The following is an 11,634-nucleotide window of genomic DNA, read 5'->3' as shown; positions in this document are numbered from 1 at the left end:
AACTTACGGCATCAGCACGGCGCGGCCGACAAGCTTACCTTTCTGCAAATCGGCGAGAGCTTCGTTCGCCTTCGCGAGCGGCATCGTCGTCACCGGAATGGGCGCGATCATCTTGTTGCGCACGAGTTCGAGCAGTTCCTGCGTCTCGCGCAGATTGCCGACATAGCTGCCCTGGATCGTGATCGCCTTGATCGGGATCAGCGGCAGCGCCCAGGGCGCGCCGCCGCCGAACAGGCCGACGATGACGAGCTTGCCCCCTTTGGTCAGGCAGTCGAAGCCGAGTTGCGTGGTGGCGGCGTTGCCGACGAGGTCGATCACGGCGCGAATGGGTTCGCCGGCCTTCTTCGCGAGTTGCTCCAGCGCGTCCGGTGCCTTGCCGTCGACGGTTGCAAGCGCACCGGCGGCCTCGGCCGCCTCGCGCTTGCGCGCATCGATATCGACGACGATGGCGCCCCTGCCGCCCATCGCTTTCAACAGCGACAGCGCCATCAGGCCGAGACCGCCGGCGCCGAAGATGACGATCGGCGAGTCGAAGGCGAATTCGACCTTCTTCAGCGCGCTATAGGTTGTGACACCTGAACACGCATAGGGTGCCGCGGTGACGGGATCGAGCCCCCTCAGGTTCAACAGATACTTCGGGTTCGGCACCGTCATGTGGTCGGCATAGCCGCCGTCGCAATAGACGCCGAGCGAATTTGGTTTCACCACGCACATGTTCTCATCGCCGCCAATACACGTCGGGCATTTGCCGCAGCCGAGCCACGGGTAGACCAGCGCGACATCGCCGACCTTGAGATCGCCCTTGTCGGCGGCGGTGACATCGGGCCCGAACGCCACCACCTCGCCGACGGTCTCGTGGCCCATCGTGCGCGGCAGGGACACGCCGCGGTCTTTCAACGACAGCGGCTTGCGGCCATGGCCGAGATCGTAACCGCCTTCCCAGATGTGAAGATCGCTATGGCAGACGCCGGCGGCCTTCACCTTGATCAGCACCTGCGTACCCGTAGGCTGCGGCGTCTCCTGATCCACCTCTTTCAGCGGTGCGTTGAACTCGGCGACCTGAAAACTTTTCATCGCTTCTCTCCCGTTATTCTTGTTCTTGAACCATTTCTTGAACGCTAGACCGTTCCTGAGAACGGACATTGCCACGTCCGTCCGATCGAGACAAACGCGGGCGGCGCTTCCCCGGGTATTCAGATCAGCGGGTGATGGCAAGCCACGAACTGGCTCGGCGCCACAGCGCGCAGTTCCGGCATCTCGTCGCTGCATCGTTGATCGGCGCGGGGGCAGCGGGTACGAAACCGGCAGCCGGACGGCGGCGCGATCGGCGACGGCGGCTCCCCCACGGGCACGGTCTCGGCGGGGCGCACGTCCGGGTCGGGCATCGGAATCGCCTCGATCAGGAGCGCGGTATAGGGGTGCGCTGGCTTGACGAAGAGCTGCTCGGAAGGCCCGACCTCGCAGAGCCGCCCCAGATACATCACCGCGACGCGGTCACTCACGGCTTTCACCACCGCAAGGTCGTGAGCAATGAACAGCAGCGTCAGTCCGAACCGGCCCTTCATCTCCTCGAGCAGGTTGAGGATCTGGGCGCGTATCGAAACATCGAGCGCGGAGACCGGCTCGTCGCAGACGATGAACTCCGGGTTCAGGATGAGCGCGCGCGCGATGCAGATGCGCTGGCACTGGCCGCCGGAAAACTCATGCGGCAACCGTCCCACCACCGGGGTCGGGTCAAGCCCGACCGCGCTCAGCACCTCGTGGACGAGCTGCTTGCGCTTCTCCGGATCCTTGACGCCCGCGATCACCAGCGGCTCGGCGACGATGTCGCCGATCTTGCGGCGCGGATTGAGCGAGGCGATCGGATCCTGGAAGATCAACTGCACGCGCCGGCGCATCAACCGCAAGGCGTCGCCTTGCATCTCCGTGAGATCGTGGCCGTCGAACAGCACACGCCCGGAGGTCGGGCGGCGCAGTTGCAGCACCGCACGGCCGAGCGTCGATTTGCCGCAACCGGATTCGCCGACCAGCCCGAGCGTTTCGCCGCGGGCAATCTGCAAGGAGACGCCGGACACGGCATGAACGATCCTGGAGCCGACAGGATATTCGACAACGAGATTGTCGACTTCGAGCAATGCGTCAGACGAAATCGATGGAGCGGATCGCAGCATCATGCGTTGGCATCCGCGTGGGCTTCTATCGGGTGGAAGCAGGCGAACTGATGCGCGCTCGTCTCGGCCGCTTCCAGCGCCGGCTTCTCGTTTTGGCAACGGGCCAACGCATAGCGGCAGCGCGGCGAGAACGAGCACCCCTTGAGCGGCCGGGTCGGATCGGGCGGACGTCCCGATATCGCCGGCAGCGGGGTGTGGGGTGCAGCATCGAGTTTGGGGAGCGCCGCCAGAAGCGCTTCGGTATAGGGCATCCGCATCTTCTTGAACAAGGCCGGCGTCGGCGCGCGCTCGACCACGCGGCCGGCATACATCACCGCGACCTCGTCGGTACGGCCGGCGACGACGCCGAGATCGTGGGTGATGATGATCATCGCCATGTGCCGGCGGCGCTGCTCCCGCGCCAAGAGGTCGAGGATCTGCGCCTGGATCGTCACGTCGAGCGCGGTGGTCGGCTCGTCGGCGATCAGGAGTTTTGGTTCGCACGACAGCGCGATTGCAATCGCTACCCGCTGCCGCATGCCGCCGGAGAGCTGGTGCGGATACTGCGCCAGCCGCTGCTCGGGCGCAGGTATTCCGACCGCCGCGAGCAGTTCGACGCTGCGTCTGGTAGCCGCGGCATCGTCCAATTCGAGATGCTCCTGCAGCGTCTCGATCAACTGGGTGCCGATCGTCAGCACCGGGTTGAGCGAGGTCATCGGATCCTGGAACACGACCGCCAGCGACCGGCCGCGAAGCTTGCGCAGTTTCTCCGGTGAGAGCTGCAGCAGGTCCTGCCCGTCGAACATCACGCGGCCGGAGAGCTTTGCCTTCTTCGGCAGCAACTGCAGGATCGCGCGCGACAGCATGGTCTTGCCACAGCCGGATTCGCCGACGATGCCGAGCGTGCGTCCGGCGCCGACGACAAGGTCGACATGATCGACGGCGCGCAGATTGCCGCGCGGCGTCGGCAGATCGACAATGACGTCCTCGACGGAAAGCAGCGTAGTTCCGGTCACAGCGCGCCCTGACGTGGATCGGTGAGCGCACGCAGCGTGTCGCCGACGAGATTGAAGGACAAGACGGTCAGGAACATTGCCGCCGCGGGCATGAAAGCGAGCCGCGGCGCCACATCGAGGCTCTCACGCCCCTCCCCGATCATGCTGCCCCAACTCGATATCGGCGGCGGCACGCCGAGCCCGAGGAAGGACAAGGCGCCTTCGACCACGATAGTGACGGCAACGGCAAGCAGGAAGAACGCGAGCAGCGGCAGCATGACGTTTGGCAGCAATTCGCGAAGCAGTATCCGCGCATGCGTCGCGCCGAGGGCTTGCGCCGCGATGACGAACTCACGGCGCGCCAGCGTCAGCGTTGCCGCCCGCGCCACCCGCATGAAGGCGGGAATTCCGAGGACGCCCAGAATGAGGGTGAGATTAAGAATCGACTGCCCGAGATAGGCGGTCACGGCCAGCGCCAGGATCAAGGGCGGAAACGCCAGCAGCACGTCCATGCTGCCGACCACCACCGACTCGAACCGGCCGCGGAAATAGCCCGCGAGCATGCCGAGCGCGCCGCCGATGGTGAGCCCTATCACGGGCGCGCAAAGCCCGACCACAAGCGATATCCGCGCACCGAAAATCAGCCGGGACAGTTCATCGCGGCCAAAACCGTCGGTGCCAAGCCAATGCTCCATGGAAAAGGGTGCGCGCCGCTCCAGCATGTCCATGTCGGTCGGGCTCGGCAGCGGCAGGACAGGTGCAAAGACCGCCACCGCGAACACGAGAGTCATCCAGCCGATCGCCACCCAGAACAGAATGCCAAGCCGCCGGGCCTTGCGCGCAGGCTGGGTTACGGCCTCCTCGGCTACTTCAAGTTCAAGAGTGGCCATGGCGGATCCTGGGATCGAGAACGGCGTAAAGCATGTCGACCACGAAATTCGTGATGACGAAGCCCGCACCGACCAGCAGCACCACGCCCTGCAGGATAATCAGGTCGCGCGTAAGGATCGCGCCGATCAGCAGCCGGCCGATGCCCGGGAGCGCAAAGATCGTTTCGACGATGACGGCGCCACCGATCAGCCGACCGATATTGATGCCGGTGATCGTAACAAGCGTCAGCGACGATGGTTTGAGGGCATGCACGAAGAGGATGCGCGCCGGAGGCAGGCCTTTTGCTTTTGCCAGCGCGATATAGTCTTCCTGCAGCGTCGCAATCATGTCGGAACGCAGCACGCGCATGATGCCCGGCCATTCCGCCAAGGCCAGCGTCAGCGACGGCAGAACGAAGAAGCGCAGGTTGGCGAGCGGGTCTTCGCCGAACGGCAGATAGCCGGTCGCCGGCAGCCAGCGCAGTTCGACCGCGAAAAAATAGATCAGCAGGATCGCCGACAGGAAGGTCGGCACCGACAGCATGCCAAACGCAGTACCGGTCATGAAGCGGTCGAACGGTCCGCCGCTGCGCGCCGCGCAGATGATCGCCAGGGGAACGCCAATTCCGAGCGCGCCGAGCTGCGCCAGCAGCATCAGTTCGATGGAGACCGGCAGCCGCTCGGCGACCGCTTGAAGCACCGTTTGACCAGTGCGGAACGAGCGGCCGAAATCGCCCTGCAGCACCCCGCCGAGCCAGTTCAAATAGCGCCACCAGATCGGCTGATCCAGCCCCATGTCGCGCCGCAACGCCGCCACGTTCTCCGGCGTCGCCTGATCACCAAGGATGGTGTACGCAAGATCGCCCGGAAGCAGCGACGCGATGGAGAACGTCAACAGAGAAACCGCGATCAGCACCGGCAACAGATACAACAGCCGGCGTGCGACGAAGAACGCCATAGGCGGCTATTCCTTCCAGGCACGCGATACGTCGATCACCCCGCTATACATCTTGGGAAGTCCCTTAACCTTGGCGCTCGATATCGCGTAATAGGTGTTCTGGAAGGCCCAGAACCAAATCGCCTCCTTGTTGATCAGTCGGCTGATCGCGCAATAGTCCTCGATGCGTTGGGCGGTATCGGCCGTGGTACGGGCGCGATCGAGCAGCTTGTCGAGTTCCGGATTGGAGTAGTTGGCCAGCGCGACCGGGCTTCCGGTCTTGAAGTTGGCGTACATCTGCGTATCAGGATCGGCGAAATCGACGATGCGCCAGGGCGTCATCTGGAACTGGCGCATGAAGGCGCGCGGCGGAATGGTGGCCTGATCGACCTGCTCAATCTCCATGTTGGCGCCGATACGCTTCCAGAACTGTTGCAGCACCTGCCCATTGGCGCGGCCGCGTGGGGTTGCGGTAAAGAGAGTCTTGAACTCGACGGGCTTGCCGTAATCCTTGATTAGCGCCTTCGCCTTCTCGACATCCTCGGGCAGCGCGCCGTCGTCCTTGCACTTGATCCAGGAGCCGTCGCCGTAGGGATTGCTGGCCGGGCGAGCCAGACCGTTGGTGATCGCCTGGGACCACTTCTTGCGATCGAGCGCCATGACAATGGCCTGGCGCACGCGCACGTCGTCGAACGGAGGGGTTTTGGTGTTGAAGGCGTAAACTACGGCACCGGACCCCTCGTATGTGTGTACCGCGAGCTTTGAGTCCTTTTGTGCCTTCTGAATGTTGTCGGGGTCGTACTCATCATCCCAGATCAGGTCAACCTCGCCCGATTGCAGGCTCGCAAAGCGCGACTGGGCGTCGGGCAGCGGCTTCAGAGTGATGCGGTCAAAGTAAACCTTATCCTTGTCCCAGTAGTTCGGATTTTTCTCCAGGACCATGCGATCACCGGCCGTCCACGACTTCAGTATATAGGGCCCGGTGCCGACGGGATTGCGGTTATAATCGTCGCCCTTGGTCTTCCAGGCCGTCGGAGAGTGAACCGCGGCATTCTGGTTTGCGTAAGAAATCAGTAGTGAAGGGAAGTTCACCGAAGGATCGTTGAGGTTATAGACCAACGTCAGTTCATCGGGGGCCTGCACATTGTTGACGTTGGAGATATAGAATGCGCAACGGCACTTGTTCGCAGGATCTTTCTGGCGGTCGAAATTCGCCTTGTAAGCCTCAGCGTTGAACGGCGTGCCATCGTGAAACTTGACGCCTGGACGCAGCTTGAACGTCCAAGTCTTGAAGTCTTCCGAACTGCTCCAGGACACAGCGAGCTTGGGCTGCGGCTTGCCGTTGGCATCGAGATAGGTGAGCGTATCGAAGAGCGCGGATGACGCAGTCAGTGCCGCGGTGTCGTACACACCAACCTTGAGCGGATCGAAACCGGGGATATCGAGTTCGAGTCCGACGGTGATGCTGCCGCCCGCCTTCTGCGCGCTGGCGGGCATTGTCGACAGCGCCACGCCAAATCCCGCCACAAGAAATATTCGCGCCAGCACGCTCGAACGGATCGCCGCCTTCATTGATGTTTCCTCCGACATGTCGTCCGTCCGGTATTCCGGATCGTGATCACTGCGGTAAGATTGTCTGGAATCACCGTTGCGGGCAAGGCCGTTCGCAAGCTGCGGATGAAACGCCGCAGCTTAACGTTTCGCTATGCGGATCGCGTTCTTTCAGCCGCGCGCGGTGACCTGCGCCTAGCCGGCAAAGGCTGCGATTTCATCCTCCGATAGACCGGTCTCCTTCAGATACGCGCGCGTATGTTCGCCGAGCGTCGACATGCGCCGCGCCGCCGACACTTTGGCGCCCGACATGCGGAACGGCAGATTGAGGACCTTGAAGCTGCCGCCGCCGTCCTCGACTTCGGCCAATGCGCCACGATGGGCAATCTGCGGATCGCGCAGCGCTTCGGCTACCGTGCGATAGGCCGATGATGGAACGCCATGCGCATTGAGCGCGGCCAGGCACTGCGCGGTCGCCACGGTGCGCGACCACGCCTCGACGCCTTCCATCAGGCTGGTCCAGTTTTCCCGGCGGTCGGAATACTTCGCGAAGCGCGGATCGCTCACCCATTCAGGATGTCCAATTACCTGCATCAGGCTCTGGAAGGTTTTCTCGCTGGCGATTGCCATCATCACATAGCCGTCGGTCGTCTCGATCGGACCGAACATCGGCCGCTGCGTCGGCTTCACCTCGAATTGCGACCATTGCAGTTCGTTCAGCGTCAGGCTCAGCATCGATTCCAGCATCGAGACGTCGATATGCTGGCCCTGTCCGGTTGCCGCACGCTGATACAATGCGGCCGAGATCGCGCCGAACGCATAGACTCCGGTGAGCACGTCGGCGTGATAGATGCCGCAATAGTCCGGCCGGCTTCGTCCCGGCTGGTAGGCCAGGTGCGCCATCTCATAGCCGGATGCCGCGTGAATCACCGGCGCATAGGCCGGCAGCTCCGCCGACGGCCCGGTCTGGCCGTATCCGGAGATCGAGCAATAGACCAGTTTTGGGTTGAGGCCGTGCAGGGAGGCATAATCGAGCTTCAATCGCCGCATCACGCCCGGACGGAAATTCTCCACCACCACGTCGGCAGTCGCGACCAATCGGCGAACAGCTTCGACACCCTTGGGCGATTTCAGATCGAGCACGAGGCTGTTCTTGCCGACATTGAGCTGGCCGAAAGCGGTCGAACAATGATTCCGCACCGGAGGACGGGTCCGCATCGTCTCGCCTTCCTCGGTTTCAATCTTGATGACCTCCGCGCCCATATCGGCTAACATGCGCGTGCAGTGAGGCCCGGCAATCGTGGTTGAGAAATCGAGGACGCGTAGGCCTGCGAAGCTGCCTGTCATATTCCTCTGATCGTTACCGGTATTAGTCATTATCTTGTAGCTCCTCGGGCCTCACGGCACTTGTTGTTGGCGCGGCGTGACCCTAATGGGCGCCGCCGCGGCGGGAAAGCCTTTCGCACTAGGAACCGATAGCGAGGGCCCGGCATTATCACCAGTAACTGGACCCTTAAGTAAACTGGACCCTTTCTTGCATTTCCCCTCATCAAGGCTGGTAGAGGGCATTCCTTTGAGAGTCTTATTCATCACCACGGAAATGGATGATTTCGTCCGGGTGGGCGGGCTCGCCGCCGTGTCCGCCGCCCTGCCCCGCGCGCTTCGCCGCCGGAGCGACGTCCGTGTCATGCTGCCCGGCTATCGGGACGTCGTCGAGCAACTCACCCACGTTGATATTGTTGGACAATGTGACGCGCTGGCGGAGATGCCGGCCTGCTCGGTCGGGCGGGCAGCGACCAAGGACGGCCTGCCGGTCTACGTCCTGATCTGCCCGCAATTATATGACCGGCCCGGCAACCCCTATGGCGATGAATCCGGCCAGGACTGGCCCGACAACGACATCCGCTTCGGACGATTTGCATCAGCCGCCGCCGAACTTGCCTTGGGCAAGGTGGACAAGAATTGGGCAGCGGACCTGGTTCACGCGAATGACTGGCAGGCCGCATTGACGCCGGCCTACCTGGCCTGGCAGAACGCAAGACTTCCTTCGATCCTGACCATCCACAACCTCGCCTATCAGGGGCTGTTTCCCCCGGACTCGCTGCGCCGGATCGGGGCGCCCGAAAGCTCCTTCCACATTGATGGGCTCGAATTCTACGATCACGTGTCGTTCCTGAAAGGCGGCCTCGTCTACGCCTCGCATCTGACCACCGTCAGCGCGACCTACGCGAAGGAGATCACCACGCGCGAGCTCGGCTGCGGGCTCGAAGGCCTGTTGAAGCGCCGCTCGGACGCCGATCAACTGACCGGCATCCTGAATGGCATTGATGAAAGCTGGGATCCACGCGCCTGTGCACAATTGGCGCAGACTTTTGGCGCCGGCGATTGGGAAGGCAAGCAGGCGAACGCGGACTATGTCCGCAAGCAGTTTGGACTGGCACTGTCACGCGGACCGATATTCGCGCTTGTCGCCCGCCTCGTCCACCAGAAGGGCGTCGACCTCGTATTATCAGCCGCCGACGAAATCTTCGAGGCCGGCGGGCAGATCGTCGTGACCGGCAGCGGCGAGCCCCACATCGAGAAGGCGCTGGTCGAGGCACATCTGCGCCGGCCGGACGCGATCAGCGTTACCATCGGCTTCAACGACGGACAGGCGCGAAGGATATTTGCCGGCAGCGATTTCACGCTGATGCCGTCGCGGTTCGAACCGTGCGGGCTGAGCCAGATGTATGCGCAGCGGTTCGGATCGCTGCCGATCGGCCACCAGACCGGCGGGCTGGCGGAGACCATCAAGGACGGCGAAACCGGATTCCTGTTTTCGAAACCGTCGCCGGAGTCGTTTCTCGGCGGCGTGCGACGGGCATTCGAAGCTTTCCGCGCCAAGGACCGGCTCGACGCGATGCGGCGCAGCGCAATGGCGCGTTCGTTTAGCTGGGATCTTTCGGCGGCTTGCTACAACGCGCTCTACAAGAAGACAGTCGCGCCTTCAATCGTCACGTTACGCCCAGCTACTCCGCCGCTTCCGGCATAACTTCCATCTGCTCGTGCAGGATAACGCCGGATAGCGGATCGAACTCGCCGACCCACGGCTTGCGCCCGAGCACGTTTTTGGTGTGGCGATAGCCGGCGTCCCAGCGCTGCATGATGCCGGACGGACTGAAATCGATATCCTTGGTGTGGTCTTCCCGGCTGAGCTGCGGCGCGAGCAGCCGCACCACATGCATCCGGGTCGGACAGCCATAGGTCGTCAGCTCTCTCACCGCCTCGCTGTTGCGCTCAGCTTCGGGAAGCCGCGCGGCGAGCTGGTTGATGACATGGCGCAAGCGATGCGCCTGCTGCTGTCGCTCGATGTGGCTGGCGATCCGGCTCGAATACTGCACGTCCTTATGCCGGTTCAGCACCTCCGCCATGGTGGTCGGCTCGGCGCCGGACGGATTCCACAGATGCACGGCGAAGATCAGCGAGTTCTTGCGCGGGTTATCGTCGAATACGGCCTCCGTCGGCGTGTTCGACAATATGCCGCCGTCCCAGAAAAGCTCGCCGTCGATGCGGATCGCCGGGAATGCCGGCGGCAGCGCGCCCGACGCCATGATATGCCTGACGCCAAGCTCGCAGTCGCGGCTGTCGAAGTAGCGCATCTGGCTGGTACGGACATGGGCGGCGCCGACCGTCAGGCGCGGCGAGCATTGATTGACCAGGTTGAAATCGACCAGCTCGCTCAAGGTTCGCTCCAGCGGCGCGGTCGAGTAATAGCCGGCATTGTCCGCGCCAAGCGGATAGCGGTCGCCGGCATGGGCCAGCGGGTTGGGCCGAAAGAAGCCGGGAATGCCGTTGGTCACGGTCGACCAATAAGAAAGCTTTTCGTTGAAACCCGGAAAGATGTCGCGAAAGGTCCAGACCGGACTCTGTTCCATCTTCTTCCAGAACTCGCGAAGCCGCGACAATCGGTTCTGCGGCGCGTTGCCGGCGATCAGGCTGGCGTTGATGGCGCCGATCGAAGTGCCGATGATCCAGTCCGGCTCGATGCCGGCCTCGTTGAGCGCCTGATAGACGCCCGCCTGATAGGAGCCGAGCGCACCGCCGCCCTGCAGCACCAGAACGACCTGCCCCGGCTCGGATCTCGCCAGCGATTTTATATTCCGTGAAGAACCGATGTCATTCATGTTGCGCTCCTGAGATTCTTCTCGCGCTCAATGCGCGGTCCAGCCGCCATCGACCGGCAGCGCGATGCCGGTGATCGACGCGGCTGCGTCGCTGGCGAGAAACACCGTCAGCGCGCCGAGCTCCTCGACCGTGGCAAAGCGCTTGTTGGGCTGCTGCGCCAGCAACACATCGTGGATGACCTGCTCGCGCGAAATGCCGTGCGCCTTGGCTTGGCCGTCGATCTGCGCCTCGACCAGCGGCGTGTAGACGTAGCCCGGGCAGATCGCGTTGCAGGTGATGCCGTCCTCCGCAGTCTCCAGCGCCGCCACTTTGGTCAGGCCGACGACGCCGTGCTTGGCCGCGACATAGGCCGCCTTGAAAGGCGAAGCGACCAATCCGTGCGCCGAGGCGATGTTGATGATCCGGCCGAATTTGTTCCGGCGCATCACCGGCAACGCCAGCCGCGAGGTGTGAAACGCCGATGACAGGTTGATCGACAGGATCGCATCCCATTTCTCGACCGGAAACTGGTCGAGCGGCGCGACATGCTGAATGCCGGCATTGTTGACCAGGATGTCGAGCCGGCCGTGACTGGCGACCGTGGCCGCGATCATCTCGGCGATTGCCGCGGGGCTGGTCATGTCGGCCGCGGAATAGCTGACCTCGACGCCGAAATCGGCGGAAAGCTGATCGCGGGTCCTGGCGATCTCGGCCGCGGTGCCGAAACCGTTCAGCACCACCGCCGAGCCGGCCTCGGCCAGCGCGCGGGCGATCCCGAGCCCGATACCGCTGGTCGAACCGGTGACCAGTGAGACCTTGCCTGTCAGCGGCCGTAAGGCCGGAGCGTCCTGTGTCTTGAGCTGAATATTCATGGGCCGCCCTTTCGCGTGGCTGGTCCGCGTCGTAACGAGACCATTTCCACCGCAATCTGCACGCCGGGCACGGCTTTGAGGAAATGCCGTTTGGCTTCCAAAACCATACGCCGGCGC

General features: G+C 63.1%; 10 protein-coding genes. 1 reads left to right on the top strand and 9 read right to left on the bottom strand.

Translation table 11 applies throughout. The annotated features are described in order from the left end of the window. Positions 1–3: 3 nt before the first annotated feature. The 7 genes from HCN58_RS02930 to HCN58_RS02900 form a co-directional block, all read right to left on the bottom strand. Positions 4–1,074 (bottom strand): alcohol dehydrogenase, encoded by a 1,071-nt coding sequence (locus HCN58_RS02930; RefSeq protein ID WP_171577850.1) that lies wholly within the window; start codon positions 1,072–1,074, stop codon positions 4–6. A 119-nt stretch (positions 1,075–1,193) separates the two neighbouring features. Beyond that, a complete protein-coding gene (locus HCN58_RS02925) occupies positions 1,194–2,174 on the bottom strand; it encodes an ABC transporter ATP-binding protein (RefSeq protein ID WP_171577849.1) in 981 nt (326 codons plus the stop codon). Beyond that, on the bottom strand, positions 2,171–3,166 hold the full coding sequence (locus HCN58_RS02920; RefSeq protein ID WP_171577848.1) for an ABC transporter ATP-binding protein: 996 nt from the start codon (positions 3,164–3,166) through the stop codon (positions 2,171–2,173). The genes HCN58_RS02925 and HCN58_RS02920 overlap by 4 nt, the downstream gene beginning before the upstream one ends. Beyond that, a complete protein-coding gene (locus HCN58_RS02915; protein WP_171577847.1) occupies positions 3,163–4,035 on the bottom strand; it encodes an ABC transporter permease in 873 nt (290 codons plus the stop codon). The genes HCN58_RS02920 and HCN58_RS02915 overlap by 4 nt, the downstream gene beginning before the upstream one ends. After that, on the bottom strand, positions 4,022–4,972 hold the full coding sequence (locus HCN58_RS02910; protein ID WP_171577846.1) for an ABC transporter permease: 951 nt from the start codon (positions 4,970–4,972) through the stop codon (positions 4,022–4,024). The genes HCN58_RS02915 and HCN58_RS02910 overlap by 14 nt, the downstream gene beginning before the upstream one ends. A 6-nt stretch (positions 4,973–4,978) precedes the next feature. Continuing rightward, a complete protein-coding gene (locus HCN58_RS02905; RefSeq protein ID WP_171577845.1) occupies positions 4,979–6,523 on the bottom strand; it encodes an ABC transporter substrate-binding protein in 1,545 nt (514 codons plus the stop codon). 174 nt (positions 6,524–6,697) lie between these two features. Then, complete coding sequence (locus HCN58_RS02900; RefSeq protein WP_235983312.1) at positions 6,698–7,879, bottom strand: CaiB/BaiF CoA transferase family protein; 1,182 nt, start codon at positions 7,877–7,879, stop codon at positions 6,698–6,700. A gap of 196 nt (positions 7,880–8,075) precedes the next feature. On the opposite strand from HCN58_RS02900, the gene glgA reads away from it, so the two are divergent. Further along, on the top strand, positions 8,076–9,533 hold the full coding sequence (glgA, locus tag HCN58_RS02895) for a glycogen synthase GlgA (protein WP_171577844.1): 1,458 nt from the start codon (positions 8,076–8,078) through the stop codon (positions 9,531–9,533). On the opposite strand, the gene HCN58_RS02890 is transcribed toward glgA, so the two are convergent. Together HCN58_RS02890 and HCN58_RS02885 are read right to left on the bottom strand one after the other, a co-directional pair. Further along, positions 9,511–10,665, bottom strand: coding sequence for a DUF3734 domain-containing protein (locus tag HCN58_RS02890; RefSeq protein WP_171577843.1), 1,155 nt, complete (start codon positions 10,663–10,665; stop codon positions 9,511–9,513). The genes glgA and HCN58_RS02890 overlap by 23 nt on opposite strands. 27 nt (positions 10,666–10,692) lie before the next feature. Further along, positions 10,693–11,517: a 3-hydroxybutyrate dehydrogenase gene (locus tag HCN58_RS02885; RefSeq protein ID WP_171577842.1), complete on the bottom strand. Its 825-nt coding sequence runs from the start codon at positions 11,515–11,517 to the stop codon at positions 10,693–10,695. Positions 11,518–11,634: the final 117 nt, after the last annotated feature.

The organism is Bradyrhizobium australiense (assembly GCF_013114825.1).
Lineage (GTDB): Bacteria > Pseudomonadota > Alphaproteobacteria > Rhizobiales > Xanthobacteraceae > Bradyrhizobium > Bradyrhizobium australiense.
Note: the sequence above shows the minus strand (reverse complement) of the source record. Positions and strands in the feature narration are given on the sequence as shown.

Coding starts and splice junctions, on each gene's coding strand:
- HCN58_RS02930 (WP_171577850.1), bottom strand. CDS start 1,074: ATGAAAAGTTTTCAGGTCGCCGAGTTCAACGCACCGCTGAAAGAGGTG.
- HCN58_RS02925 (WP_171577849.1), bottom strand. CDS start 2,174: ATGATGCTGCGATCCGCTCCATCGATTTCGTCTGACGCATTGCTCGAA.
- HCN58_RS02915 (WP_171577847.1), bottom strand. CDS start 4,035: ATGGCCACTCTTGAACTTGAAGTAGCCGAGGAGGCCGTAACCCAGCCT.
- HCN58_RS02910 (WP_171577846.1), bottom strand. CDS start 4,972: ATGGCGTTCTTCGTCGCACGCCGGCTGTTGTATCTGTTGCCGGTGCTG.
- HCN58_RS02905 (WP_171577845.1), bottom strand. CDS start 6,523: ATGAAGGCGGCGATCCGTTCGAGCGTGCTGGCGCGAATATTTCTTGTG.
- HCN58_RS02900 (WP_235983312.1), bottom strand. CDS start 7,879: ATGACTAATACCGGTAACGATCAGAGGAATATGACAGGCAGCTTCGCA.
- HCN58_RS02890 (WP_171577843.1), bottom strand. CDS start 10,665: ATGAATGACATCGGTTCTTCACGGAATATAAAATCGCTGGCGAGATCC.
- HCN58_RS02885 (WP_171577842.1), bottom strand. CDS start 11,517: ATGAATATTCAGCTCAAGACACAGGACGCTCCGGCCTTACGGCCGCTG.